The 25,674-nt window shown below is 60.6% G+C and carries 23 protein-coding genes and 1 pseudogene; 20 read left to right on the top strand and 4 right to left on the bottom strand.

The genetic code is table 11. The annotated features are described in order from the left end of the window. The first annotated feature begins 185 nt into the window (after positions 1-185). The 3 genes from M0814_RS04405 to M0814_RS04395 are packed head-to-tail and all read left to right on the top strand — an operon-like array spanning position 186 to position 6,022. Entirely contained in the window at positions 186-3,389 is a 3,204-nt protein-coding gene (locus tag M0814_RS04405; RefSeq protein WP_103485998.1) for an efflux RND transporter permease subunit, read from the top strand. Between the two features lies 1 nt (position 3,390). Further along, positions 3,391-4,581 carry an efflux RND transporter periplasmic adaptor subunit gene (locus tag M0814_RS04400; RefSeq protein ID WP_103485997.1) on the top strand — a complete coding sequence of 397 codons (1,191 nt, stop codon included), beginning with the start codon at positions 3,391-3,393 and terminating at the stop codon, positions 4,579-4,581. After that, positions 4,574-6,022, top strand: coding sequence for an efflux transporter outer membrane subunit (locus M0814_RS04395; RefSeq protein WP_103485996.1), 1,449 nt, complete (start codon positions 4,574-4,576; stop codon positions 6,020-6,022). Before M0814_RS04400 ends, M0814_RS04395 begins: the two co-directional genes overlap by 8 nt. A 6-nt stretch (positions 6,023-6,028) precedes the next feature. Here M0814_RS04395 and M0814_RS04390 read toward each other — a convergent pair whose 3' ends face one another. After that, positions 6,029-7,195 carry a PLP-dependent aminotransferase family protein gene (locus M0814_RS04390; protein ID WP_103485995.1) on the bottom strand — a complete coding sequence of 389 codons (1,167 nt, stop codon included), beginning with the start codon at positions 7,193-7,195 and terminating at the stop codon, positions 6,029-6,031. 82 nt (positions 7,196-7,277) lie between these two features. On the opposite strand from M0814_RS04390, the gene M0814_RS04385 reads away from it, so the two are divergent. From M0814_RS04385 to M0814_RS04375, 3 genes are all read left to right on the top strand, one after another. Next, on the top strand, positions 7,278-7,724 hold the full coding sequence (locus M0814_RS04385) for a MarR family transcriptional regulator (RefSeq protein WP_045122353.1): 447 nt from the start codon (positions 7,278-7,280) through the stop codon (positions 7,722-7,724). Between the two features lie 291 nt (positions 7,725-8,015). Further along, on the top strand, positions 8,016-9,365 hold the full coding sequence (locus M0814_RS04380; RefSeq protein WP_003223176.1) for an NCS2 family permease: 1,350 nt from the start codon (positions 8,016-8,018) through the stop codon (positions 9,363-9,365). A gap of 90 nt (positions 9,366-9,455) precedes the next feature. Further along, complete coding sequence (locus M0814_RS04375; RefSeq protein WP_003223174.1) at positions 9,456-10,082, top strand: LysE family translocator; 627 nt, start codon at positions 9,456-9,458, stop codon at positions 10,080-10,082. Positions 10,083-10,274: 192 nt separating this feature from the next. Here M0814_RS04375 and uraH read toward each other — a convergent pair whose 3' ends face one another. Beyond that, the gene (gene uraH / locus M0814_RS04370; RefSeq protein WP_003223171.1) at positions 10,275-10,628 is read right to left on the bottom strand and encodes a hydroxyisourate hydrolase; all 354 of its coding nucleotides are present in this window, start codon (positions 10,626-10,628) and stop codon (positions 10,275-10,277) included. Between the two features lie 421 nt (positions 10,629-11,049). On the opposite strand from uraH, the gene puuE reads away from it, so the two are divergent. The 9 genes and pseudogenes from puuE (at position 11,050) to M0814_RS04330 (ending at position 19,319) form a co-directional block, all read left to right on the top strand. After that, entirely contained in the window at positions 11,050-11,976 is a 927-nt protein-coding gene (gene puuE / locus M0814_RS04365; RefSeq protein WP_003223169.1) for an allantoinase PuuE, read from the top strand. Further along, positions 11,973-12,488, top strand: a complete 516-nt coding sequence (gene uraD / locus M0814_RS04360) for a 2-oxo-4-hydroxy-4-carboxy-5-ureidoimidazoline decarboxylase (RefSeq protein ID WP_003223167.1) — start codon at positions 11,973-11,975, stop codon at positions 12,486-12,488. The genes puuE and uraD overlap by 4 nt, the downstream gene beginning before the upstream one ends. Before the next feature lie 87 nt (positions 12,489-12,575). Then, positions 12,576-13,571 (top strand): allantoicase, encoded by a 996-nt coding sequence (gene alc, locus M0814_RS04355; RefSeq protein ID WP_003223166.1) that lies wholly within the window; start codon positions 12,576-12,578, stop codon positions 13,569-13,571. A gap of 117 nt (positions 13,572-13,688) precedes the next feature. Beyond that, positions 13,689-14,192: an ureidoglycolate lyase gene (locus M0814_RS04350; protein ID WP_103485993.1), complete on the top strand. Its 504-nt coding sequence runs from the start codon at positions 13,689-13,691 to the stop codon at positions 14,190-14,192. A 51-nt stretch (positions 14,193-14,243) separates the two neighbouring features. Beyond that, positions 14,244-15,560: a urate hydroxylase PuuD gene (locus M0814_RS04345; RefSeq protein WP_103485992.1), complete on the top strand. Its 1,317-nt coding sequence runs from the start codon at positions 14,244-14,246 to the stop codon at positions 15,558-15,560. A 299-nt stretch (positions 15,561-15,859) separates the two neighbouring features. Beyond that, positions 15,860-17,212 (top strand): nucleobase:cation symporter-2 family protein, encoded by a 1,353-nt coding sequence (locus M0814_RS04340; RefSeq protein WP_003223161.1) that lies wholly within the window; start codon positions 15,860-15,862, stop codon positions 17,210-17,212. Beyond that, a pseudogene (locus M0814_RS29135) lies at positions 17,197-17,322 on the top strand (metal ABC transporter ATP-binding protein); the annotation flags it as partial. The gene M0814_RS04340 and the pseudogene M0814_RS29135, both read left to right, overlap by 16 nt. A 52-nt stretch (positions 17,323-17,374) precedes the next feature. Continuing rightward, positions 17,375-18,160, top strand: a complete 786-nt coding sequence (locus tag M0814_RS04335) for an outer membrane protein OmpK (protein WP_103485991.1) — start codon at positions 17,375-17,377, stop codon at positions 18,158-18,160. A gap of 373 nt (positions 18,161-18,533) precedes the next feature. After that, positions 18,534-19,319, top strand: coding sequence for an outer membrane protein OmpK (locus M0814_RS04330; protein ID WP_003223156.1), 786 nt, complete (start codon positions 18,534-18,536; stop codon positions 19,317-19,319). 123 nt (positions 19,320-19,442) lie between these two features. Here M0814_RS04330 and M0814_RS04325 read toward each other — a convergent pair whose 3' ends face one another. Further along, entirely contained in the window at positions 19,443-20,615 is a 1,173-nt protein-coding gene (locus M0814_RS04325; RefSeq protein WP_103485990.1) for a patatin-like phospholipase family protein, read from the bottom strand. Between the two features lie 35 nt (positions 20,616-20,650). After that, complete coding sequence (locus M0814_RS04320) at positions 20,651-21,586, bottom strand: lipid A biosynthesis lauroyl acyltransferase (RefSeq protein WP_103485989.1); 936 nt, start codon at positions 21,584-21,586, stop codon at positions 20,651-20,653. Positions 21,587-21,703: 117 nt separating this feature from the next. On the opposite strand from M0814_RS04320, the gene minC reads away from it, so the two are divergent. The 5 genes from minC to M0814_RS04295 all read left to right on the top strand — a co-directional run bounded on the left by minC (position 21,704) and on the right by M0814_RS04295 (position 25,660). Then, entirely contained in the window at positions 21,704-22,441 is a 738-nt protein-coding gene (minC, locus tag M0814_RS04315; protein ID WP_045122352.1) for a septum site-determining protein MinC, read from the top strand. Between the two features lie 199 nt (positions 22,442-22,640). After that, entirely contained in the window at positions 22,641-23,453 is an 813-nt protein-coding gene (gene minD / locus M0814_RS04310; RefSeq protein WP_003223148.1) for a septum site-determining protein MinD, read from the top strand. Next, the gene (gene minE / locus M0814_RS04305; RefSeq protein ID WP_003223146.1) at positions 23,453-23,707 is read left to right on the top strand and encodes a cell division topological specificity factor MinE; all 255 of its coding nucleotides are present in this window, start codon (positions 23,453-23,455) and stop codon (positions 23,705-23,707) included. Before minD ends, minE begins: the two co-directional genes overlap by 1 nt. 168 nt (positions 23,708-23,875) lie before the next feature. Further along, complete coding sequence (locus tag M0814_RS04300; protein WP_003223144.1) at positions 23,876-24,511, top strand: RluA family pseudouridine synthase; 636 nt, start codon at positions 23,876-23,878, stop codon at positions 24,509-24,511. Between the two features lie 51 nt (positions 24,512-24,562). Then, positions 24,563-25,660, top strand: coding sequence for a hypothetical protein (locus M0814_RS04295; protein ID WP_103486645.1), 1,098 nt, complete (start codon positions 24,563-24,565; stop codon positions 25,658-25,660). Positions 25,661-25,674 lie beyond the last annotated feature (14 nt).

The following is a 25,674-nucleotide window of genomic DNA, read 5'->3' as shown; positions in this document are numbered from 1 at the left end:
ATCTACTGTTGGTCGATTTGCCGGCTGCCACAGTCACGGCGGTCTATTCTGCGAGAAGCAGAGCCAGAGGCGCATTCACCTGCCATACGGGCTCACCCACGCTCCCACGGACAGGCAGTCGATCAAGCGCTCACGGCCCGTTCCTCGCTCGTATCGCTGTCCGCTCCGTTGCCCGGACAATCGCAATGCATGCACTGGTACGTATCGCGCTGGGAAAACCGTATACCTTTGTGGTGCTGGCGATTCTGATCCTGATCGCCGGTCCGCTGGCGGCGCTGCGTACGCCCACCGACATCTTTCCCGAGATCCGCATTCCGGTGATCGCGGTGATCTGGCAGTTCACCGGTTTATCGCCCGACCAAATGGCCGGACGGATCACCTCACCGTTCCAGCGCGTATTGACCACCACGGTCAACGACATCCGCCACATCGAGGCGCAGTCGCTTAACGGCTTCGGGATCGTGAAGATTTTCTTCCAGCCCAACGTCAATATCACCAACGCCAACGCGCAAGTGACTTCGGTGTCGCAAGCGATCCTGCGCCAGTTGCCGCCGGCGACCACCCCGCCACTGATCCTCAACTACAGCGCCTCGACGGTGCCGATCATTCAACTGGCGTTGTCCGGCAAGAATCTGAGCGAACAACAACTGGGCGATATCGGCCTGAACACCGTGCGATTGATGCTGACCACTGTCGCCGGAGCGGCCATCCCCTATCCGTTCGGCGGCAAGAGCCGGCAGATCCAGATCGACCTCGACTCGGCCGCCATGCAGGCCCGCGGGCTCTCGGGGCAGGATGTCGCCAACGCACTGGCCACGCAGAACCTGATCACCCCGGTGGGCACCGAAAAAATCGGCGACTATGAGTACCCGCTGCTGCTGAACAACGCGCCGACGGACTTCAAGGACCTGCAGGATTTACCGATCAAGACCGCCAACGGCACCACAGTGCTGATTCGCGATGTGGCGACCGTGCGTGACGGCAATCCCCCTCAAACCAACATCGTTCACGTCAACGGCAGCCGCTCGGTGCTGCTGACCATTCTCAAGACCGGGTCCGCCTCGACCCTTGGCGTGATCGACGGTATCCGCAACAAACTCGCCGACTCCAAGGCTGCGCTGCCTGACAACCTGAAAATCGAGTTCATCGAGGATCAGTCGGTGTTCGTCCGCGCGGCGATCAGCAGCGTGGCCAAGGAAGGGATCATCGCGGCAGCCCTGACCAGCCTGATGATTCTGCTGTTCCTTGGCAGCTGGCGCTCGACGGTGATCATTGCCGTGTCGATTCCGCTGTCGATTCTGGCCTCGATCGCGACCCTTGCCGCCCTCGGCGAAACCCTCAATATCATGACCCTCGGTGGCCTCGCCCTGGCAGTGGGGATTCTGGTGGATGAAGCGACCGTCACCATCGAAAACATCAACTGGCACCTGGAACAGGGTAAAGAGGTGAAGACCGCGATCCTCGACGGTGCCGCGCAAATCGTCACCCCGGCCTTCGTTTCGCTGCTGTGCATCTGCATCGTGTTCGTGCCGATGTTCTTCCTTGAAGGCATCGCCCGCTATCTGTTCGTGCCGATGGCCGAAGCGGTGGTGTTCGCCATGATCGCTTCGTTCCTGCTGTCGCGGACGCTGGTGCCGACCATGGCCAACTACCTGCTCAAGCCGCACACCAAGGAGGAACAAGCAGCGCACAATCAGCGTTCGCGCAATCCGCTGGTGCGTTTTCAACGCGGTTTCGAGAAGCGCTTCGAGGCCGTTCGCGATCGCTACCACGCGATGCTGGAAACCACCCTGCACCACCGGGGAATTTTCGTTGTGTGCTTTTTCGGCTTCGTGCTTTTGTCGTTTACCCTCGTGCCGTTTCTGGGGCGCAACTTTTTTCCGGCGGTCGATGCGGGACAGATCCTGCTGCATGTACGCGCGCCGGTCGGCACCCGCGTAGAGAAGACCGCCGAGCTGATTTACGACGTCGAGAACGCGATCCGCCGCATCATCCCGCCCGCCGATCTCGGCTCGGTGGTCGACAACATCGGCCTGTCTATCAGCGGCATCAACATCACCTACAACAACACCGGCACCGTGGGTTCGCAGGACAGCGACATCCACATCAAGCTCAATGACGGTCACCGTCCCAGCGCCGACTATATGCGGCAGATTCGCGAGCAACTGCCCAGGCAATTTCCCAGTCTGGTGTTTTCCTTTCCACCGGCGGATATCGTCGGGCAGATCCTGAATTTCGGTGCGTCGGCGCCCATCGACCTGCAGATCCAGGGCGGCAATCAAGTCGCCAATTTCGCCTACGCCAATACCTTGTTGCGTGAGATCCGGCGAGTCCCGGGAGTGGCCGATGCGCGCCTGCAACAATCCGAGCAACTGCCAACCTTTCAGGTCAACGTCGACCGTACCCGCGCGCAACTGGTGGGCATCACCGAACGCGATGTGACCAACAGTCTGGTGGTCAACCTCGCGGGCTCGAGTCAGGTGGCGCCGACGTACTGGCTCAACACCGCCAACGGCATTTCTTATCCGATCGTGATGCAGACGCCGCAATACAACCTCGACTCGCTGTCAGCGCTGAACAACCTGCCACTGAGTCCGACCGGCGCCGGCAATGACCAGCAGATTCTCGGCGGTCTGGCGACGCTTGAGCGCACCAACAGCCATTCAGTGTTCAGCCAGTCGGAATTGCAACCGGTGGTGGAGATTTTCGCGTCGACTCAGGACCGCGACCTTGGCGCCGTGGCGGCGGATATTCAGGACATCATTAATGCCCACGCCAAAGATGTTCCGAAGGGTTCGAAAGTCGCCCTGCAAGGCCAGGTGCAAACCATGAACAGTGCGTTCAACGGCATGCTCTACGGCTTGCTCGGCGCGGTGGTGCTGATCTATCTGGTGATCGTGGTCAACTTCCAGTCGTGGCTCGATCCATTCGTGATTCTCATGGCGTTGCCGGCGGCACTGGCGGGGATTGTCTGGATGCTGTTTCTCACCCACACGCCATTGTCGGTGCCGGCGCTGACCGGGGCGATCATGTGCATCGGGGTGGCAACCGCCAACGCGATTCTGGTGGTCAGTTTCTGCCGCGAGCGCCTCGATGCCCATGGTGACTCGGTCAGTTCGGCACTGGAGGCCGGGTTCACCCGTTTTCGCCCGGTGCTGATGACCGCGCTGGCGATGATCATTGGCATGACCCCGATGGCCCTGAGCCTGGGAGAAGGTGGCGAGCAAAACGCGCCACTGGGTCGGGCGGTGATCGGCGGGCTGTCCTTTGCCACGGTGGCGACGTTGTTCCTGGTGCCGATCATTTTCAGCATTGTCCACGCCCGAGACGCCCGCGAGCCGGCCCCGGCCGCTGACGCGCCACTGCCTCCTGCCCCGGAGGGCGCCTGACATGACTGACGAGCACATTGCCCCGGACACCCCTGCGCCCCAGCGGCGCAAGCACAGACTGTGGCGCATCGCATTGACCGGGCTGGTGCTGGTGTTGATCGTCATCGCGTGCATCATCTGGCGCGTCAGCGAATCGCGCACGCTCAAGGACTGGACCGACAAACAGGCCGTGGCCAACGTGGTGCTGATCTCGCCAAGCATCGCCCCGCAAGGTCCGGTGCTGAATCTGCCGGGACGGCTGGAGGCGTATTCCCGCGCCTCGATTTTCGCCCGCGTCAGCGGGTATTTGAAGTCATGGAAATTCGACATCGGTGCGCCGGTCAAGGCCGGTCAATTGCTCGCCGAAATCGATGCCCCGGAGCTTGATCAACAACTGCTGCAAGCCCGCGCCGACCTCGCCACCGCCCAGGCCAACGAGTCGCTGGCGGCGACCACGGCGAAGCGCTGGCAGGCGATGCTGGCCTCCGATTCGGTGTCGCGCCAGGACGTTGATCAACGCAACGGCGACCTCAGCGCCAAGCAGGCGCAGGTACTGGCGGCAAAAGCCAACGTCGACCGATTGGTGGCAACCAAAGGCTTTCAGCGTCTGGTAGCGCCGTTCGATGGCGTGGTGACCGCGCGCGAAACCGATGTCGGCGCGCTGATCAACGCTGGCAGCGGCAGCAACGGTCCCGAGCTGTTTGTGGTGTCCGATGTCAGCCGCTTGCGGGTTTATGTGCAGGTACCACAGAATTTTTCGCCACTGGTCCGTGCGGGGACCAGCGCCAATCTGACCGTGCCGGAATATCAGAAGGAGCAGTTTCCGGCCAAGGTCATCGCCACCGCCGACTCGGTGAATGCCACCTCCGGCACGACACTGGTTCAGTTGCTGGTGGATAACCCCGGCGGACGCCTGATCCCGGGCGGCTTCACCAATGTCGAGTTCAAGTTGCCGGTGCAGGTCAACGCCTTGCGGCTGCCGGCCAGTGCGTTGCGCTACGACGAACACGGCTTGCGCGTGGCGACGCTGGATGCAAATGACAAGGTGCGCTTCAAGACCATCACCATTGCCCGCGAGTTGGGAGATTCAGTGGAGATCGGCTCCGGCCTGCTGGCCAGTGACCGAGTGATCGATACCCCGCCGGACGGCCTCGCCGACGATGACAGCGTGCAGATCGTGCAGCCCGACAAGGGAGACAAAAACAATGGCTGAGCGCTCGGCGTTGTGCACCGCCGCGTGGGTTTTGGGCGCGGCGCTCGGGCTCAATGCCTGTTCGCTGGCACCCACCTACCACGTGCCACCGACGCCGGTTGCCGCGCCGTTTCACACGGTCGCACCGTGGACCACGGCGCAGCCTTCCGACCAGTTGAACCGCGATGGCTGGTGGCGGATGTACAACGACCCGCAGCTCGACGCGCTGCAACAGCAATTGCTGCACAACAACCCCGACCTGAGCGCCGCGCTGGCGCATTACGCCCAGGCGCAGGCGTTCGTCAAACAGGTCGAGGCCGGGCTGTTTCCGAGCATCACCGGCAATGCCCAGCCGCAGCGCATTCGCCAGTCGGACAACAAGCCGCTGCGCAATGGCGGCCCGGATGAGTACAACTCGGTGACGCTCGGGGCCGAGATCGATTACGAGGTGGATTTGTGGGGCCGGGTGCGCGACACGGTCACCGCCGGCAAGGACGAAGCGCAGGCGCAGAAGGCTGACCTGGCCTCGGCGCGCCTGAGCCTGCAGACGCAACTGGCCGACACCTACATCCGCCTGCGCGGACTGGATCAGCAAACCCGCCTGCTGAAGGAAACCGGTGCGGCGTTCGAGAAAGCCCTGAACCTGACGCAGGGCCTGCATGACGGCGGCATCGTCTCCGGACTGGACGTGGCCCGTGCCCGCACGCAATTATCATCGACCAAATCGCAGCTGACGCAAAACCAGGCGCAACGGGCCTTGCTGGAACATGCGATCGCCGCGTTGGTCGGCGCATCGGCCTCGGACTTCAGCATCGCCGAGAGCACTCCTCCGGTGACCCTGCCGGTAGTGCCGGTCGGGTTGCCGTCAACCTTGTTGCAGCGCCGCCCGGACATCGCCGCCGCCGAGCGCCGCACCGCTGAAGCCAACGCGAAAATCGGCGTGGCCAAGGCCGCGTTCTATCCCAGCCTGACCCTGAGCGCGCAGGCCGGTTTTCAAAGTGCCGAGTACGCCAAACTGCTTTCCGCACCCAATCTTTTCTGGGTCATCGGCCCTTCGCTGTTGGGCACTATTTTCGATGGCGGCGCACATCAGGCTGAACTGGATGCAGCACGGGCCGCCACCGACGAAGCCGGCGCGCACTATCGCAGCGTGGTACTGGCGGCGTTCGCCCAAGTCGAAGACAACCTGTCGCTGGTGTCCGGCCTGGGCTCGGCACTGAAGGATCAGCGCGACGCGGCGGACGCGGCGCAGCAGTCGGAGAACCTTGCACTGGACCAGTATCGTCAAGGGGCGGTGGGTTATCTGGATGTGGTGTCGGCGCAGACCACCGCCCTGCAGGCGCAGAGCAGTGTGCTGGATTTGCAGACCCGTCAGCTCAGCGCCAATGTCGGCTTGATCAAGGCGCTGGGTGGCGGCTGGTCGAACGAAGAGTTGGCGAGCATCGCCGCGCAGAAAGAGTGATCGCTCTTACGCCGCTAACGCTGCCTGGGCTTGGCGCACCACCGCCGCCAGTCGCTTGAGCCCTTCATTGAGACGCGCCGGATCGATGTGGCTGAAGTTCAGGCGCAGATGCCCGTGATGGTTGTCCGGATCCGCAAAGAACGGCTCACCGGGCATGAACGCCACGTCATTGGCCAGCGCCTCGTTGAGCAAGCTTCGCGTATCCAGCGGCTGCTTCAACGTCAGCCAGAAAAACAGCCCGCCCTGCGGCATGTTCCAGTGCGCCAGATCAGAGAAATGCGTTTCCAGCGCAGACTGGAACGCATCGCGCCGCTGCCGGTAAAAGCCGCGCAACTCGCTCAGGTGCTGCTGATATTTTTCACTGCCGATCCATTGCAGCGCCTGCCACTGGCCAATGCGATTGGTGTGCAGATCCGCCGATTGCTTGAGCTTGAGCAAATGCGGGAACAGGTCAGGGCTGGCGATCAGGTAGCCGACGCGCAGGCCCGGCAGCAGGGTTTTCGATACGGTGCCGGTGTAGATCCAGCTGGCTTTCTGCAGGCGCCCGGCAATCGGTTTGGCGCTGCCGCCGTCAAAAGTCAGTTCGCGGTACGGCTCGTCTTCGATCAGGGTCACGCCGAATTCATCCAGCAACGCGGCGACGGCGGCGCGCTTGGCTTCGCTGTAGCGCACGGCGGAGGGGTTCTGGAACGTCGGGATCAGGTAGATGAACGCCGGGCGATGTTGCTCAAGTCGACTGCGCAGTTGAGCGAGATTCGGGCCATCGGATTCTTGCGGCACGGTCAGGCAATCGGCGCCAAACAGCTGGAAGATCTGTAGCGCGGCCAGGTAGGTCGGCGCCTCCAGAAGAATTTCGGTGCCCTTGTCGATGTATAACTTGGCCGCCAGATCGAGGGTCTGCTGGGAACCGCTGACCACCAGCACCTGACTCGCCTCGCACGCCAGGCCCAGCGCCCTCGCCTCCGCCGCCAGCGCTTCACGCAGCGCCGGCTCGCCCTCGCTCATGCCGTACTGACCCAGCGCCAGCGGCATCTCGGACCATTCGACATTCGGCAGCATGGCTTCGGCGGGCAGGCCACCGGCGAACGACATCACCTCCGGGCGCTGGGCGGCAGCGAGGATTTCACGGATCAGAGAACTTTTAAGGCGCGAGACACGTTCGGAAAAAGCCATGGGAGTCACCGGTAGCGAGGCTGGAGAGATTTGAGTCAAACTGCTTGACCGAAACTACGACAGCTTGAGCGAGTACGTCAACATGCTTGACCTTAAAAGCCCCGCCAGCCAGCAACAGGCGATGGAAGCGTTTTTCTTCGGCTATCAGGCGTTCACCGCCAAAGCGGATGAAATGCTCGAGCGCCGCGGTCTGTCCCGGGTGCATCAGCGGATTGTATTTTTCATCGCGCGTTATCCGAATTTGAGTGTGAAGGAGTTGCTGGGATTGCTCGGCGTAAGCAAACAGGCGCTGAACATGCCGTTGCGCCAACTGCAGGAAATGCACCTGGTGGACAGCGTGGCGTCGGCGGCGGACAAGCGTAAGCGTCTGCTGGAATTGACCGTGGAAGGTGCGAAGTTCGAGCAGGCGTTGCGCCGTGAGCAGGTGAAGTTGCTTGAGCGGGTATTTGCCGAGGCTGGGGAGGCGGCGGTGAATGGCTGGCTGGCGGTGAATATGGCGCTTGGGAACACTCAGTCACCTCTCGATTGACTGGGCTGGCCTCTTCGGGAGCAAGCCCCCTCCCACAGTGGAACGCATTTCAAATGTGGGAGCGAGCTTGCTCGCGAAGGGGCCCCCAAGAGCGATATATCCCTATCGCCTGACCTTTCGTAAACAAAACCAAAAACAATATTTGCTTTATTTGTACACAAAAGCATAATCCACTGCGTGCGAGTTCCTGACCGCATGGTCAACAAATTCGCGTATGCCTCAAAGGGCTGCTGCCACCCCTCATGGGTCCGGCCCTGGAAATAACAATAAAACTCTTGAGGAGTACTCGCTGTGGAAAGCCGCAAATCCGAAGCATCGACGCTGGAACTCTCGCCGCCCTTACGCACAGGCGTGCTGGAGCGCATCTTCAAACTCAGCTTGCATGGCACCACGGTGAAGACCGAGCTGATTGCCGGTCTGACAACCTTCATCACCATGGCCTACATCATCTTCGTCAACCCGAACATCATGGCCGATGCCGGGATCGATCACGGTGCAGCCTTCGTCGCCACCTGCATCGCCGCCGCGCTCGGCTGCCTGCTGATGGGTCTGTACGCCAACTGGCCGGTGGGCCTGGCGCCGGGCATGGGCCTCAACGCATTCTTCACTTACACCGTGGTCGGCACCATGGGCTACAACTGGGAAACCGCGCTCGGTGCGGTGTTCGTCTCCGGCGTGCTGTTCATGATCCTGACCTTTTCGCGGATTCGCGAATGGCTGCTCAACAGCATCCCGGTCAGCCTGCGCTTTGCGATGGGCGCCGGTGTCGGTCTGTTCCTCGGGCTGATCGGCCTGAAAACCGCCGGCATCGTCGTTGACAGCCCGGCGACGCTGATCAAACTCGGCTCCCTGCGCGAGCCCGGCCCGCTGCTCGCCGCGATCTGCTTCCTGATGATCGCGATCCTCAGCTACCACAAGGTGTTCGGCGCAATCCTCATCAGCATCATCACCGTGACCCTCGCCGGTTGGGGCCTGGGCATCGTGCACTACTCGGGCATCATGTCGACCCCGCCGAGCCTGGCGCCTACGTTCATGGCCATGAACATCGCCGGTGTGTTCAACGTCAGCATGATCAGCGTGGTCCTGGCCTTCCTCTTCGTGCACATGTTCGACACCGCCGGCACCCTGATGGGCGTCGCCCAGCGCGCGAATCTGGTCAACGCAGACGGGCGTATCGAAAACCTTTCCCGAGCGATGAAAGCCGACAGCGCCTCCAGCGTCTTCGGCGCGGTGGTCGGCGTTCCGCCCGTCACCAGCTATGTGGAAAGTGCCGCAGGTGTAGCGGCTGGTGGTCGGACTGGTCTTACCGCAGTCACCGTGGGTGTGCTATTTATAGCCGCGATGTTTTTCGCGCCACTGGCCGGCATGATTCCGGCTTACGCCACAGCCGGTGCGCTGATTTATGTCGCGATGCTGATGATGGGCGGCATGGCGCACATCGAATGGGACGAGGCCACTGACGCCATCCCGGCGATTGTCACCGCGATCATGATGCCGCTGACCTTCTCGGTCGCCGATGGCATTGCGCTGGGCTTCATCACCTACGTGGCGCTGAAGGCCGGCACCGGCAAGTACAAGGAAATTTCCGTCAGCCTGTGGGTGCTCTGCGCGATCTTCATCGCCAAGTTCATCTTCTTGTAAGCGACACGCGGTTCAAGCATCAAAACAGCCTCACCCTCGCGGGTGGGGCTTTTGCACATTCTTGAGTACAACAAAAATAGGAGGAAAGTGATGAGTCTGGAAACCTGGCTGCTGTTCAGCGGCGCTGCATTGGTGGTGATCCTGATTCCGGGGCCGCTGTCGTTGTTGATGATCAGCAACAGTCTGAACTACGGCTTGCGCCGCTCTTACCCGGCATTTCTCGGCGGCGTGATCGCCTCGATCTGCCTGCTCAGTGCCTCGGCGCTGGGGCTCGGCGCCCTGCTGCTGGCGTCGGAACAACTGTTCAGCGCCCTGAAAATCGTCGGCGCGCTGTACCTGTTCTATCTCGCCTGGCAGAGCTGGCAGCAATCGCGTCAGCCAGCGGTCGGTGCCGAAGTGCCACAAGCCGCACCAGTCCCACGCTTTCGCACACTGTTCGGGCGCGCCTTTGTCCTGGGCGCGAGCAATCCGAAAGACATTCTGTTCTTCGCCGCGTTTCTGCCGCAGTTCCTCAGCGCACAACAGCCGTTCCTGCCGCAGTTGCTGATCATGATTGCGACGTGGGTGGTGCTGGATCTGTGCTGCAAACTGGCTTACGGGCTGGGCGCGCATGGCGCGGCGCGGTATCTGCGTAGCGGCAAGGGACAGAGCTGGTTCAATCGGGTGAGTGCCGGGTTGTTCAGTGGTGCCGGTGCAGCGTCGCTGTTGAGCCGCTGACAGCAAAAGCTTCGCGAGCAAGCCCGCTCCCACATTTGGAATGCATTCCCTTGTGGGAGCGGGCTTGCTCGCGAAGGCGTCAGAACAGGCGACACTTTCCTCCAGGCGAAAAAAAGCCCGCAGTGTGAGCGGGCGAAAGACCAAAGAAGCTATATGCGCAGTCGCTTCCCGGTGGGGGCAGCTGCTTGGGGGTCAGCTGCCCCGATAGGTGGAATAGCTGTAAGGCGAAATCAGCAGTGGCACGTGGTAGTGATCCTGCTCGGCGGAGATGCCGAAACGCAGCACCACCACATCCAGAAACGCCGGCTCCGGCAGCTGTACGCCACGGGCGCGGTAGTAATCGCCGGCGTGGAACTGCACCTGATAGACCCCGGTGCGGTAGTCATCGCCTTGCAGCAGCGGCGCATCGACCCGGCCATCGCTGTTGGTTATCGCACTGGCGACCAATTCCAGGTGTGAACCTTCAACGCGGTACAGCTCGACCTTGATCGAGCTGCCCGGGCAACCGTGTGCAGCGTCCAAAACGTGTGTTGTCAAACGTCCCATTAATTCTGCGCGCCTGGCCGCAAAGAGCAGTCAGACTTCGCGCCTCCCGAAGTTAGGTAAGAAGGAGACCGCACCGATTCGGAGCACGAAAAGTTGCGGCGAGCTACTGATTAAGACACTTTTCAAAAAAATTGTACACAATAAAAACGACATTTTTCGCATCACCCCCGCCATTCGGGCGTTTACCGCGGATCTGCGCCTAAAGCGCCTGGCTATTGAACCTCACAGCCATTAGCTGACTGATCAGGCAGGTTTCTTGCAGGTTTACGCCATTAGCAGCAAAAGATGACAGTCGGTGAAAAATGCGAAAATTCAGGCTTACAAATTGAGAATAAAGTTGTATACAATCAGCCCATCGCTGTGACGCCAGCCTGTGCATGCCGTTACACAAACCTGTCAACGAACAAGAAGGAAGACTGCAGTGAGCGCTGACTACCCACGCGACCTGATCGGTTACGGCAGTAACCCTCCTCACCCACACTGGCCGGGCAATGCCCGCATCGCCCTGTCGTTCGTGCTCAATTACGAAGAAGGCGGCGAACGCAACATCCTGCACGGCGACAAAGAATCTGAAGCCTTCCTCTCGGAAATGGTCGCTGCCCAGCCGCTGCAAGGCGCGCGCAACATGAGCATGGAATCGCTTTACGAGTATGGCAGCCGCGCCGGCGTCTGGCGGATTCTGAAACTGTTCAAGGAATTCGACATTCCACTGACCATCTTCGCCGTGGCCATGGCCGCCCAGCGCCACCCGGACGTGATCCGCGCGATGGTCGAAGCCGGTCACGAGATCTGCAGCCACGGCTACCGCTGGATCGACTACCAGTACATGGACGAGGCGCAGGAGCGCGAGCACATGCTCGAAGCGATCCGCATCCTCACCGAACTCACCGGCGAGCGCCCACTGGGCTGGTACACCGGCCGCACCGGCCCGAACACCCGTCGCCTGGTGATGGAAGAAGGTGGTTTCCTCTACGACTGTGACACCTACGACGACGACCTGCCCTACTGGGAACCGAACAACCCGACCGGCAAGCCGCACCTGGTGATCCCGTACACCCTCGACACCAACGACATGCGCTTCACGCAAGTTCAGGGTTTCAACAAGGGCGACGACTTCTTCGAATACCTCAAAGACGCATTCGACGTGCTCTACGCCGAGGGCGCCGAAGCGCCGAAGATGCTTTCGATCGGTCTGCACTGCCGCCTGATCGGCCGTCCGGCGCGTCTGGCCTCGCTCAAGCGCTTCATCGAATACGCTAAAAGTCATGAACAGGTGTGGTTCAGCCGTCGCGTCGACATCGCACGCCACTGGCACGCAACCCACCCGTACCAAGGGGCCGCCAAATGAGCCGCTTTCAAACCCTGCAACCGTCGACCCTGAGCCGCGACGCCTTCGTCAAAGCCTTCGCCGACATCTACGAACATTCGCCATGGGTGGCCGAGAAGGCCTACGACCTGGGCGCGGATGCTTCGATCGACGAGATCGAAACCCTGCACCAGCGCATGAGCGACATCCTGTTGAGCGCCGATCACACCAGTCAACTGGCACTGATCAACGCTCACCCGGACCTGGCCGGCAAAGCCGCCGTCCAGGGCCAATTGACCGAAGCCAGCACCAATGAACAGGCTGGCGCCGGTATTCACCAATGCACGGCCGAAGAGTTCCAGCGCTTCACCGAGCTTAACGACGCCTACAAAGCCAAGTTCAAGTTTCCCTTCATCATGGCGGTAAAAGGCAGCAACCGGCATCAGATCCTCGCGGCGTTCGAAACGCGCATTCACAACTCGGTCGACACCGAATTCAAATGCGCGCTGGCGGAGATCAACAAGATCGCCCTGTTCCGTTTACTGACTCTTTAGCAAGCCTGGCCCGAGCATGTCAGACGCGGAGAATGCCCAGGGCCTCGCAAGCATCCCCAGCCAACTTATTAAAGGCAGACAAGAAGAATGAAAGCTTACGCCGTACCTTTCGAGAAGTTCGTCAACCTGGCCGATGCCCGTCTGGGCACCAAAATCATCTCGGTCACCGATGACTGGTTCGCAGACGCCAATCGTCTGTTTCAGCCGACCCCGGCCGTGTGGAAGGAGGGTGTGTTCGACGACAACGGCAAGTGGATGGACGGCTGGGAATCGCGTCGCAAGCGCTTTGAAGGCTACGACAGCGCGGTGATCCGTCTGGGCGTACCGGGCTCGATCAAAGGCGTGGACATCGACACCTCATTCTTCACCGGCAACTTCCCGCCATCGGCCTCGCTGGAAGCATGCTTCCTGGCCTCGGGCGAGCCGGACGAAAACACCCAGTGGACTGAAGTGCTGTCGGCCGTCGAACTGCAAGGCAACAGCCACCACTACCACGAAATCAGCAACGACCAAGCGTTCAGCCACCTGCGCTTCAACATCTACCCGGACGGCGGTGTCGCCCGTCTGCGCGTGTACGGCATTCCGTTCCGCGACTGGTCCGCTGTTGGTGACAACGAACAGGTTGACCTGGCAGCAGCCCTCAACGGTGGCCGCGCCCTCGCCTGCTCCGACGAACACTTCGGCCGCATGAGCAACATCCTCAACCCGGGCCGGGGCATCAACATGGGCGACGGCTGGGAAACCGCACGTCGTCGTACCCCGGGTAATGACTGGGTGATCGTCGCGCTGGGCCATCCGGGCGAGATCGAAAAAATCATCGTCGACACCCTGCACTTCAAGGGCAACTACCCGGACACCTGCTCGATCCAGGGCGCGTTCGTCAAGGGCGGCACCGACAGCCAGATCGAAACCCAGTCGCTGTTCTGGCGTGAACTGCTGCCGAGCCAGAAACTTGAAATGCACGCCGAACACACCTTCGTCGAGCAGATCAAGGCACTGGGCCCGATCACCCACATCCGTCTGAACGTGTTCCCGGACGGTGGTGTGAGCCGCCTGCGCGTTTTGGGCAAGGTCGCGAAGTAAGCAGTGAAACCATTCGCGAGCAGGCTCGCTCCCACATTGATCGCAATTCCTGTGGGAGCGAGCTTGCTCGCGAAAGCGTCAGATCAAACAACACAGAATTCGGATAAGAAGAACAGCATGCGCACACTAACGATTGAACCGCTGACCAAAGAAGCCTTCGCCCCCTTCGGTGACGTGATCGAAACCGACGGCAGCAACCACTTCATGATCAACAACGGTTCGACCATGCGCTTCCACAAACTGGCGACGGTCGAAACCGCTACGCCTGAGGACAACGCGATCATCAGCATCTTCCGCGCCGACGCGCAGGACATGCCGCTGACCGTGAGCATGCTGGAACGCCATCCGCTGGGCAGCCAGGCTTTCATTCCGCTGCTCGGCAACCCCTTTCTGATCGTGGTCGCGCCACTTGGCGATGAACCTGTATCAGGCTTGGTCCGCGCCTTCGTCACCAACGGCAGGCAGGGCATCAATTACCATCGCGGCGTCTGGCACCACCCGGTGCTGACGATCGAAAAGCGGGATGACTTCCTGGTGGTTGATCGCAGTGGCACAGGCAATAACTGCGATGAGCATTTTTTCAAAGAGGATGAGCGTTTGATCCTCGCCCCCCACCAATAAGAGAAGGTCTGATCACCCGACAACAAGGGTGACAGGCGAGAGGTAAAGACTGTGGAAGCACATCTGTTGGAATGGCTGAACCTGAGCGTGCGCTGGGTTCACATGATCACTGGCGTGGCCTGGATCGGCGCGTCGTTCTACTTCGTCTGGCTGGAGAACAACCTCAACCGCGTCAACCCGAAAACCGGTCTTGCCGGTGATCTGTGGGCAATCCACGGCGGCGGTATCTATCACCTGGAAAAATACAAACTGGCCCCACCGTCGATGCCGGAGAACCTGCACTGGTTCAAATGGGAAGCCTACTTCACCTGGATGTCGGGGATCGCGCTGCTGTGCGTGGTGTTCTACTCCAACCCCGTGCTCTACCTCGTGGCACCCGGCAGCGGCCTGACCGGCCCTGAAGGCGTGGCCATCGGCATCGGTTCGCTGATCGCCGGCTGGTTCGTCTACGACTTCCTCTGCGATTCGCCACTGGGCAAAAAACCTGCTCTGTTGGGCTTCATCCTGTTCGTGCTGATCATCGGCGCGGCATATGGCTTCAGCAAAGTGTTCAGCGGTCGTGGTGCGTACCTGCACGTCGGCGCGATCATCGGCACCATCATGGTCGGCAACGTGTTCCGCATCATCATGCCGGCGCAACGTGCACTGGTCGCAGCGATCGCCGAGAACCGCACGCCGGACCCGGCGCTGCCAGCCAAGGGCTTGCTGCGTTCGCGTCACAACAACTACTTCACCCTGCCGGTGCTGTTCATCATGATCAGCAACCACTTCCCGAGCACCTACGGCAGCCAGTACAACTGGTTGATTCTGGCCGGGATTGCGGTGTTGGCGGTGTTGGTGCGTCACTACTTCAACACCCGTCACGACAGCCACAAGTTTGCCTGGACTCTGCCGGTGGCAGCGGTGGGCATGATCACCCTGGCGTACGTCACCGGCCCTGTGCCGATGCCGACCGCACCGGACGTGGCCAAGGCGCCAGCGAAAATCGAGTACCAGCCACTGCCGGAAACGGCACTGGGCGGTGGCGCGAAACCGGCTGAAGCGGCGGCACCTGCAGCGCCAGCAGCAGCCCCTGCTGCGGCACCGGCGCAAGCGTCCAACGCAGGCCCTGCGTTCGACAAGGTGCACAACGTGATCCAGGAACGCTGCGCGGTCTGCCATTCGGCCAAACCGACCAGCCCGTTGTTCAGCGCGGCACCTGCCGGTGTGATGTTCGACACCCCCGAGCAGATCCGCCAGAACGCGGCGCGGATCCAGGCGCAAGCCATCACCACGCAGATCATGCCACTGGGCAACATCACGCAGATGACCCAGCAGGAACGTGACCTGATCGGTGCATGGATCGCGCAGGGAGCCCAGACCAACTGAGCCAGACAAAAGCCTGTGTAAAAGCAGGCTTTTGGGGTGAAGGGATTTACCTGTGCTTGAGGATCTACCTGTGGTGAGGGGATTTATCCCCGATCGGCGGCGCAGCCGTCGCAAACCTGGCAATCGCAATCTGCCTGATGTACGCGGTTGCAGGTTTTGGGGCTACTTCGTAGCCCATCGGGGATAAATCCCCTCGCCACAAAATGCCTCCAGCCAAGCATATGAATGATGCAAAAGGACAGCTGTGAGCCACCCGGCAGCTGTTCAATCACAAGAATAAAAAAGATCCGAGGTGTTGCATGTCCGAGCTGTCCAAAGCGCGCATCCCCGACGCACCCGCCATTCAGCGTTTGCCCCTTTTGCAACTGATCCTGGTCGGTTTGCAACATGTTCTGCTGATGTACGGCGGTGCCATCGCGGTGCCGTTGATCATCGGACAGGCCGCTGGCCTGAGTCGTGAAGAAATCGCCTTCCTGATCAACGCCGACCTGCTGGTCGCCGGTATCGCCACCATCGTCCAGTCGCTGGGTATCGGCCCGATGGGCATCCGCATGCCGGTGATGATGGGCGCCAGTTTCGCCGCTGTCGGTAGCATGGTCGCCATGGCCGGTATGCCCGGTATTGGTCTGCAAGGGATCTTCGGTGCAACCATCGCCGCCGGGTTCTTCGGCATGCTCATCGCGCCGTTCATGTCCAAGGTCGTGCGTTTCTTCCCGCCGCTGGTGACCGGCACAGTCATCACCTCGATCGGTTTATCGTTATTTCCCGTGGCTGTGAACTGGGCCGGTGGCGGCGCCGCGGCTGCGCAATTCGGCTCGCCGATTTACCTGGCCATCGCCGCCCTGGTGCTGGCGACCATTCTGTTGATCCACCGCTTCATGCGCGGGTTCTGGGTCAATATTTCCGTGCTGATCGGCATGTGTTTCGGCTACGTACTTTGCGGCGCGCTCGGCATGGTCGACCTGAGCGGCATGGCCAGCGCGCCATGGGTTCAGTTCGTCACCCCGCTGCACTTCGGCATGCCGAAATTCGAACTCGCGCCGATCCTGTCGATGTGCCTGGTGGTGGTGATCATCTTCGTCGAGTCCACCGGGATGTTCCTGGCGCTGGGCAAAATCACCGGCCAGGAAGTCTGCCCGCGCATGCTGCGTCGCGGCTTGATGTGTGACGCGGCTGCATCGTTCTTTGCCGGGTTCTTCAACACCTTCACCCACTCCTCGTTCGCGCAGAACATCGGCCTGGTGCAGATGACCGGCGTGCGCTGCCGCTCGGTGACCATCGTCGCCGGTGGTCTGCTGATCGTGCTGAGCCTGCTGCCGAAAGCGGCGTTCCTGGTGGCGTCGATTCCACCGGCGGTGCTTGGCGGTGCAGCGATTGCGATGTTCGGCATGGTGGCGGCTACCGGGATCAAGATCCTTCAGGAAGCCGACATCGGTGACCGTCGCAACCAGTTGCTGGTGGCGGTGAGCATCGGCATGGGCCTGATCCCGGTGGTGCGTCCGGAGTTCTTCGCGCACTTGCCGATGTGGATGAGCCCGATCACCCACAGCGGCATCGCCATGGCCACGCTCAGCGCACTGACCCTGAACCTGCTGTTCAATATCCTCGGCGGCGCCGAACGCGCAGCGATCAACGACTGCCATGCGCATTAACAGCATTACCGATTACCCCTGTGGGAGCGAGCTTGCTCGCGAAGAGGTCGTGTCAGTCACCAACCCTGTTGAATGACACACCGCTTTCGCGAGCAAGCCCGCTCCCACAGGGACAAGCAAACAGCTCTGCGCCTTAAAAATAAAAACAAGAGGGAGCAACAGATGATTCGCACGCAAACCAACGTTCTGTTGAGTGGCGGCCTGCTGGCCGCGAGTCAGGCCATGGCCGGCGATTTACTGCTGTGGCAGACCAATAGCCTGAGCTACCTGTACGGCAAGAACTTCGCGATCAACCCGTCGATCCAGCAGACGGTGACGTTCGAGCACGCCGACAAGTGGAAGTACGGCGACAACTTCCTGTTCGTCGACAAGATCTTCTACAACGGCCAGGAAGACCGCAACAAAGGCCCGCACACCTACTACGGCGAATTCACTCCGCGCTTCTCGTTCGGCAAGATCTTCGACCAGAAACTCGAGTTCGGCCCGATCAAGGACGTGCTGCTGGCGATGACTTACGAGTACGGCGAAGGCGACAGCGAGGCCTACCTGATCGGCCCCGGCTTCGACCTCAAGGTGCCCGGCTTCAACTACGTGACCCTGAACATCTTCCGCCGCCACACCGAAGGCCCGCGCCCTGGAGACGGTGTGTGGCAGATCACCCCGGGCTGGTCGTACAGCGTTCCCGTAGGCAATTCCGATCTGCTGATCGACGGCTATCTGGACTGGGTCGTCGACAACGACCAGAACTCGCGCGGCACCTACCACGCCAACCTGCACATCAATCCGCAGATCAAATACGACCTGGGCAAAGCCCTGGGCTGGAGCCACAAGCAGCTGTACGTCGGCACCGAATACAGCTACTGGAAGAACAAATACGGGGTCGAAAGCAGTCACAACCTCGACACCCATCAGAACACCGCCAGCCTGCTGGTGAAGGTGCACTTCTGAGATGGCCCGCAACCGTGCCCCATACCTGTCGTCGGTGCTCTGTTGCGGGGCACTTGAGAGCTGGCCGAGGAGTCAGTATTCTCCGCGGCCTCTTGAATTCGGTCTAAAAAAAAGCCCGAATTTAATTCCTGACCGAAGAGCCAACTTATCCCGGCCCCGGTCAGTACCGAGGCATCCCGAAAACACGCTCAATCGACTGTTTTTCAGCAGCCGAACGGGCGTTTTTTTGCTTTTCGAAAGCCTTGGCCCAGCTCTTGCTATCACCAGCGAAGCTGACCGATCGGATGACTTTTGCAGCAACGAAAAAAGGCGCCACACCAGAGCGCCGATCTTAAAAAAATAAACGTGGAACACCTACTTTGGGAGCAACCGAATGAAACGTATGTGCACCAGCCTGATGCTCGCGGGATCGATGTTGGCCGGGGGGCAGGCCATGGCCGATGGCCTGCTGCAATGGCAGAACAACAGCCTGACCTACCTCTACGGCAAAGACTTCAAGGTCAACCCGGCGATCCAGCAGACCGTCACCTTCGAACACGCCGACGCCTGGAAATACGGGGATAACTTCCTGTTCGTCGACAAGATCTTCTACAACGGCAAGGACGACGCCAACGTCGGCCCGAACACCACTTATGGTGAGTTCCAGCCACGCATCTCGCTGGGCAAGGTGCTGGACCAGAAGATCGAATTCGGCCCGATCAAGGACGTGTTGCTGGCGATGACTTACGAGTTCGGTGAAGGCGACGTCGAGTCGTACCTGATCGGTCCTGGCTTCGATCTGGCGATCCCGGGTTTCGACTATTTCCAGTTGAACTTCTACCAGCGCCACACCGACAGCTCGCGTCCGGGTGACAACGTCTGGCAGATCACTCCGGTCTGGTCCTACACCATTCCGGTCGGCAGCTCGAACGTGCTGATCGACGGCTACATGGACTGGGTGGTCGACAACGACGTCAACAACAAGGGCGAGTATCACGCCAACCTGCACTTCAACCCGCAGGTCAAATACGACCTGGGCAAGGCCCTGCATTTTGGCGAGAAGCAGCTGTACGTCGGTGTTGAGTACGACTACTGGAAAGACAAGTACGGGATCGAAGACTCCCGTGGCTTTACCACCAATCAGAACGTGACCAGCTTCCTGGTGAAGTTCCACTTCTGATCCTGGTATCAGTGGCGTCTGCAAGGACGCCTTCGCGAGCAAGCCCGCTCCCACACTGGTTTTGTGACCGACACAGAACCCATGTGGGAGCGGGCTTGCTCGCGAATGGCCGCACCGCAAATCTCAGGCCGGCACCACCGCTTCGCTGATCCCCAGAAACCGGCACAACTCCTCACGCTTGGCCAACGCATCGCGCCGTCCCAGGTCGATCAGCTCGCTGCAATACCCCGCCTCGAACAGCAGATAGCTCAGCACCCCTGCCCCACTGGTCTTGGTCGCTCCCGGCCCACGCAAGAACAGGCGCAACGCCGCCGGCAACTCCTGGCGATGCCGCGCCGCGATTTCATCGATCGGCTGACTCGGCGCAATCACCAGCACCTCCACCGGCGCCACGCCCAACTCACGAGTCGGTACGCCCTCGGGCATCAGGTGACTGAACTGGTTCAGACGCTGCAGCAACTCGATGTCGCTCTCCAGGCTGTCGATGAACGTGCTGTTGAGCAGGTGCCCGCCGATCTGCGCCAGAGTGGGCTGCTGACCGGTGTAGGAGCGCTCCAGCGGTTGCTGAGGATCGAAACCGCGCGGGTTGCCGCTGACACCCACCACCAGCACCCGGCTCGCGCCCAGGTGCAGCGCCGGACTGATCGGCGCCGATTGGCGGACTGCGCCGTCACCGAAATATTCCTCGCCGATTTTCACCGGGGCGAACAACAGCGGGATTGCTGAACTGGCCAGCAAGTGGTCCACCGACAACTGCGTCGGCACACCGATACGGCGATGCCGCAACCATGCATCGATCTTGCCGCCGCCCTGATAGAACGTGACGGCTTGCCCCGACTCATAACCGAACGCCGTTACCGCCACCGCATGCAACTGCTCGCAGGCAATGGATTCGGCAATGCCGGACATGTGCAGTTTTTCGTTGAGTAAATCGCGTAAGGGCGAGCTGTTGAGCAGCGCCACCGGCAGGTGGCGGCCCATACCCAGCAGGCTGTGACTGACGAAACGGCTGGCCTGGCGGATCACCCCCGGCCAGTCGCTGCGCAGCACCCGATGGCTGCGAAAGCCCTGCCAGAACAGCGTCAGGCGTTCGATGGCCGCGCGAAAATCGGTGGCGCCACTGGCCAGGCTGACCGCGTTGATCGCCCCGGCCGAGGTGCCGACGATCACCGGAAACGGATTGTCCGCACCCAATGGCAGCAATTCAGCTATCGCCGCCAGCACCCCCACCTGATACGCCGCCCGAGCCCCGCCGCCGGAAAGAATCAAACCTGTGACCGGTTCAGCTGGGCTCATCGCAACGCTCCATGGTGCTTGAAAGGGTAAGTGAATCAGCCGCGCCGTTTCGGGTAAAGCTTCGGCTCACCCGGTGGACGGCTCTTGAACCGGCGATGCGCCCACAAGTATTGCTCAGGGCAGGCGCGCAATGCACTTTCCACCCACTGGTTGATGCGGATGCAGTCGGCCTCCTCGGTTTCGCCCGGGAAGTCCTCCAGCGGCGGATGGATCACCAGTTTGTAACCGCTGCCGTCGGCCAGACGTTCCTGAGTGAACGGCACCACCAGCGCCTTGCCCAGCCGGGCGAACTTGGTGGTGGCGGTCACCGTTGCAGCCTGAATGCCGAACAACGGCACGAAGATGCTTTGTTTGGCGCCGTAGTCCTGATCCGGTGCGTACCAGATCGCCCGGCCCGAACGCAGCAGCTTGAGCATGCCGCGCACATCGTCACGCTCCACCGCCAGCGAATCTAGGTTGTGCCGCTCGCGGCCACGACGCTGGACGAAGTCGAACAACGGGTTCTTGTGCTCGCGATACATGCCGTCAATGGTGTGCTGCTGACCGAGCAGCGCCGCACCGATTTCCAGGGTGGTGAAGTGCGCGGCCATGAGGATCACGCCTTTGCCTTCACGCTGGGCCTGTTGCAGATGCTCCAGCCCTTCGACGTGGGCCAGCTTCGCCAGACGCTCACGCGACCACCACCAACTCATCGCCATTTCAAAAAACGCGATACCGGTGGAGGCGAAGTTTTCCTTGAGCAGGCGTTTGCGCTCGGCGGCGGATTTTTCCGGGAAGCACAGTTCAAGATTGCGCTTGGCGATGCGCCGCCGGTCGCCGGCTACGCGATACATCAATGCGCCCAGAATACGACCGATCGTCAGTAAAACCGCATACGGCAACTGCACGACCAGCCACAACAGCCCCAGACCGCACCAGAGCGGCCAGAAGCGGGGAGAAAGAAAGGCTCTTCGAAAACGCGGGCGATCCATTAAAGCTTCCGTAAATTCAGTGGCCGCGCATTCTACATTGTTCGACCCGGCTTGCGGCTCGCGGGCGTTCTCGTTATAAGTCTCGGCACTTTTAGTGACAAGCCGTTGTATGCCGATATGAGCCAAAACGAATCGCCAGATCAAGATCCTGTGTTCCAGTTGAAGGGCAGCATGCTGGCCATTACGGTGCTGGAGTTGTCCCGTAACGACCTCGACAGCCTCGATCGGCAACTGGCCGCCAAAGTCGCCCAGGCCCCGAACTTCTTCAGCAATGCCCCGCTGGTCCTGGCGCTGGACAAACTGCCGCCGGGCGAAGGCGCGGTCGATCTGCCCGGTCTGATGCGCGTGTGTCGCCAGCATGGCCTGCGTACCCTGGCGATCCGCGCCAGTCGCATCGAAGACATCGCCGCCGCCATCGCCATCGACATCCCGGTGCTGCCGCCGTCCGGCGCCCGGGAACGACCGCTGGAAGCCCCGGAACCGGAAGTCAAAAAGAAGCCGGAAAAGCCGCCGGAGCCGACCGTCAAACCGACCCGTGTAATCACCACGCCAGTACGTGGTGGCCAACAGATATACGCCCAGGGTGGCGATTTGGTCGTGGTTTCCTCGGTCAGTCCGGGGGCGGAACTTCTTGCCGATGGCAACATCCATGTATACGGCCCGATGCGCGGTCGTGCGCTGGCCGGTGTCAAGGGCGACACCAAGGCGCGGATTTTCTGTCAGCAATTGAGCGCTGAACTGATATCCATCGCCGGGCATTACAAGGTTTCCGAAGATTTGCGCCGCGATCCACTGTGGGGCTCCGGTGTACAGGTCAGCCTGTCGGCCGACGTGTTGAACATCATTCGGCTTTAACGGATACTGCCGCATTTTCCAAGCATCTCTAAAACGTAGCGAAAACGGCTCAAACGAAGTAGGAAAAAGGATCAAGGAGCGTTTGCCCCCGGCAAGTGCGACTTGCGCCGAACTCCAGCCAAGGCTGTCCGACTGCAGTAGTTTTCAAGAGATGTTTTTCAGGGGCTAAAAAGTCCTTCTTCCTTAGGGGTGAAACACCTTGGCCAAGATTCTCGTGGTTACATCCGGCAAGGGTGGTGTGGGTAAGACCACCACCAGCGCCGCTATCGGTACCGGCCTCGCTCTGCGCGGCCACAAAACAGTGATCGTCGACTTCGACGTGGGCTTGCGTAACCTCGACCTGATCATGGGTTGCGAGCGTCGCGTGGTGTACGACTTCGTCAACGTGGTCAACGGCGAAGCCAACCTGCAGCAGGCCCTGATCAAAGACAAGCGCCTGGAAAACCTCTACGTGCTGGCCGCCAGCCAGACCCGCGACAAAGACGCGCTGACCGTCGAAGGCGTGGAAAAAGTCCTGATGGCGCTCAAGGAAGACTTCGACTTCGTGGTCTGCGACTCTCCGGCGGGCATCGAGAAAGGTGCGCACCTGGCCATGTACTTCGCCGACGAAGCGATCATCGTGACCAACCCGGAAGTGTCCTCGGTACGTGACTCCGACCGCATGCTGGGCCTGTTGGCCAGCAAATCGCGTCGCGCCGAAAACGGCGAAGAGCCGATCAAGGAACACCTCCTGCTGACCCGTTACAATCCGCAGCGCGTCAGCGATGGCGAGATGCTGGGCGTCGAAGACGTGAAGGAAATTCTGGCCGTGACCCTGCTGGGCGTCATCCCTGAGTCGCAAGCGGTCCTGAAAGCTTCCAACTCGGGCGTCCCGGTGATTCTCGACGACCAGAGCGATGCCGGTCAGGCGTACAGCGATGCCGTTGATCGTCTGCTGGGCAAAGAAAAAGAACATCGTTTCCTCGATGTTACGAAGAAGGGATTCTTCGAGCGCCTGTTTGGAGGTAGGTAATGAACCTTTTTGACTTCTTTCGTGCCAACAAAAAGCCAAGTACCGCCTCGGTAGCGAAAGAGCGTCTACAGATCATCGTGGCGCATGAGCGCGGCCAGCGCAGCACGCCGGATTACTTGCCAGCCTTGCAGAAGGAACTGGTCGACGTGATCCGCAAGTACGTCAACATCGGTAACGACGACGTACATGTTGCACTGGAAAGCCAGGGCAGTTGCTCGATTCTGGAACTCAACATCACCCTGCCAGATCGCTGAGTCGATCCGGCAGTCGCTACGGCGGCTCGGGCTGCTGATGCTCGTGTAGGAGCTGCCGAAGGCTGCGATCTTTTGATCTTCAACGTCAAAAGATCGCAGCCTTCGGCAGCTCCTACAGGGTTATCAGCAGCCTGAGCCGCCGTTGGCATTTGTTACGAGGCTGTTTTAATGCCGCTGTCCAACATCCGCATCATTCATCAGGACGCCGCCGTACTGGTGGTCGACAAACCGACGTTGCTGCTCTCGGTGCCCGGTCGCGCCGACGACAACAAGGACTGCCTGATCACTCGCCTGCAGGAAAACGGCTACCCGGAAGCGCGCATCGTCCATCGCCTGGACTGGGAAACCTCCGGCATCATCCTGCTGGCCCGCGACCCCGATACCCATCGCGAACTGTCGCGGCAGTTTCACGATCGTGAAACCGAAAAGGCCTACACCGCCCTCGCCTGGGGTCAGCCGGAACTGGACAGCGGCAGCATTGACCTGCCGCTGCGCTACGACCCGCCGACCAAACCGCGGCACGTGGTCGACCACGAATTCGGCAAACACGCACTGACCTTCTGGCGCGTGCTGGAACGTTGTGGCGATTGGTGCCGCGTGGAACTGACGCCGATTACCGGTCGCTCGCACCAGTTGCGCGTACACATGCTGTCCATCGGTCACCCGCTGCTGGGCGACGGCCTCTATGCCCACGAACAGGCCCTGGCGGCGTGGCCTCGCCTGTGCCTGCACGCGAGCATGCTGAGCTTCACCCACCCGCAAACCGGTGAGCGTCTGCGCTTCGAATGCCCGGCACCGTTTTAAGCGTTGCCTGAGCGGCAGCGCGTTTTTTTTGTACAAGGATTTTGTTTTCGGATGAGTTGTATTGATTCCCTGGTAACACCCCTCACGAAAGTTCGTCATCAACTGCTTTACCTGGTTTACGGCAATCAGGATGTATACCGGCGCGAAGCCAAGTTCAGCATCCTGACCGCGCTGTCCCAAGCCAAAAACGGCGACCGCCCGGCCATCAGGATTCTCACCGATCGCCCCGAGGACTACGCCGGCTGGCCGGTCGACACGGTGTTGCTGGACGAAGCGACCCAGACCCGCTGGCAAGGCACTCATGGCTATCACCACCGACGCAAGGCCTGCGCCATCGCCGCCGGTATGCAGTGGGCGGAAAAGACCCTGTTCGTCGACACCGACACCCTGTTCACCCGTCACCCGAGCCAACTGTTCAAATTCATCGAGCCGAACCGCTCGGTGATGGATCGCTTCGAGTACAACTGGAAAGATGTGCACCAGCGCAGCGACTATCAGAAACTCGGACGCGATCTGCGCATGCACGGTGTGACGCCGGATAACGGTTTCAAGCTCTATAACAGCGGTTTGTGCGGCGTGACCGAAGCGGATTCGGCGCTCTTCGAAGAGTCGATCCGACTGATCGATGAATGGACACTCGGCGGCTTCGAAATCCATACCATCGAGCAGATCGCGCTGTCGTACGCCATGCGCAAGCGTCAGGTGGTAGAGGCGCGCAAACACGTTTACCACTACTTCGCGGAAAAACGCTTCTTCCACGCGATGCAGACGTACTTCTTCTCCCAGCACGGCGAGCAGTTCAGCCAGCGCCTGGTGGATCTGTGTACCGACGTGCCACGGGTCAAACCGTTCCCGTCGGCCTGGCGCCGATTGAAAATCAAATGGAAGCTGCGCAATCAAAAAGGTGCGTTGCGCAAGGTCGGTCGCGATCTGCTGTACGGCAGCGCTGCGCCGGAAGATCCGTACTACAGCGTTTGCCGGCACGAATGGTGGGAATGTGCCTCGCGGGAGATTTTGCGCTGGGACGAGAGCCAGCAGAAAAAACTGCTGAGCCAGAAGTCCTGGCCGCAACAGCTGCCGCGTCCGGATAAACCGGAAGATGAAAAAGTCATCATGAACTATTTGAAAAAACGCGTAGCCGCCCGCTGATCCACATCACTCCC

The sequence above is a fragment of the Pseudomonas sp. MWU12-2020 genome (genome assembly GCF_023100605.1).
Taxonomy (GTDB): Bacteria; Pseudomonadota; Gammaproteobacteria; order Pseudomonadales; family Pseudomonadaceae; genus Aquipseudomonas; species Aquipseudomonas fluorescens_H.
The sequence above is the reverse complement of the archived record's forward strand: the minus strand, read 5'-3'. Positions and strand labels throughout refer to the sequence as shown.

Bases quoted from the DNA above. Each gene is read 5' to 3' on its own strand.
- M0814_RS04385 (WP_045122353.1), top strand. From the start codon at position 7,278: ATGCTTGACCTTAAAAGCCCCGCCAGCCAGCAACAGGCGATGGAAGCG.
- M0814_RS04375 (WP_003223174.1), top strand. From the start codon at position 9,456: ATGAGTCTGGAAACCTGGCTGCTGTTCAGCGGCGCTGCATTGGTGGTG.
- uraH (WP_003223171.1), bottom strand. From the start codon at position 10,628: ATGGGACGTTTGACAACACACGTTTTGGACGCTGCACACGGTTGCCCG.
- M0814_RS04340 (WP_003223161.1), top strand. From the start codon at position 15,860: ATGTCCGAGCTGTCCAAAGCGCGCATCCCCGACGCACCCGCCATTCAG.
- M0814_RS04390 (WP_103485995.1), bottom strand. From the start codon at position 7,195: ATGGCTTTTTCCGAACGTGTCTCGCGCCTTAAAAGTTCTCTGATCCGT.
- M0814_RS04295 (WP_103486645.1), top strand. From the start codon at position 24,563: ATGAGTTGTATTGATTCCCTGGTAACACCCCTCACGAAAGTTCGTCAT.
- alc (WP_003223166.1), top strand. From the start codon at position 12,576: ATGAAAGCTTACGCCGTACCTTTCGAGAAGTTCGTCAACCTGGCCGAT.
- M0814_RS04320 (WP_103485989.1), bottom strand. From the start codon at position 21,586: ATGGATCGCCCGCGTTTTCGAAGAGCCTTTCTTTCTCCCCGCTTCTGG.
- minE (WP_003223146.1), top strand. From the start codon at position 23,453: ATGAACCTTTTTGACTTCTTTCGTGCCAACAAAAAGCCAAGTACCGCC.
- minC (WP_045122352.1), top strand. From the start codon at position 21,704: ATGAGCCAAAACGAATCGCCAGATCAAGATCCTGTGTTCCAGTTGAAG.
- uraD (WP_003223167.1), top strand. From the start codon at position 11,973: ATGAGCCGCTTTCAAACCCTGCAACCGTCGACCCTGAGCCGCGACGCC.
- M0814_RS04325 (WP_103485990.1), bottom strand. From the start codon at position 20,615: ATGAGCCCAGCTGAACCGGTCACAGGTTTGATTCTTTCCGGCGGCGGG.
- M0814_RS04400 (WP_103485997.1), top strand. From the start codon at position 3,391: ATGACTGACGAGCACATTGCCCCGGACACCCCTGCGCCCCAGCGGCGC.
- M0814_RS04300 (WP_003223144.1), top strand. From the start codon at position 23,876: ATGCCGCTGTCCAACATCCGCATCATTCATCAGGACGCCGCCGTACTG.
- M0814_RS04405 (WP_103485998.1), top strand. From the start codon at position 186: ATGCATGCACTGGTACGTATCGCGCTGGGAAAACCGTATACCTTTGTG.
- M0814_RS04350 (WP_103485993.1), top strand. From the start codon at position 13,689: ATGCGCACACTAACGATTGAACCGCTGACCAAAGAAGCCTTCGCCCCC.
- M0814_RS04330 (WP_003223156.1), top strand. From the start codon at position 18,534: ATGAAACGTATGTGCACCAGCCTGATGCTCGCGGGATCGATGTTGGCC.
- M0814_RS04395 (WP_103485996.1), top strand. From the start codon at position 4,574: ATGGCTGAGCGCTCGGCGTTGTGCACCGCCGCGTGGGTTTTGGGCGCG.
- M0814_RS04335 (WP_103485991.1), top strand. From the start codon at position 17,375: ATGATTCGCACGCAAACCAACGTTCTGTTGAGTGGCGGCCTGCTGGCC.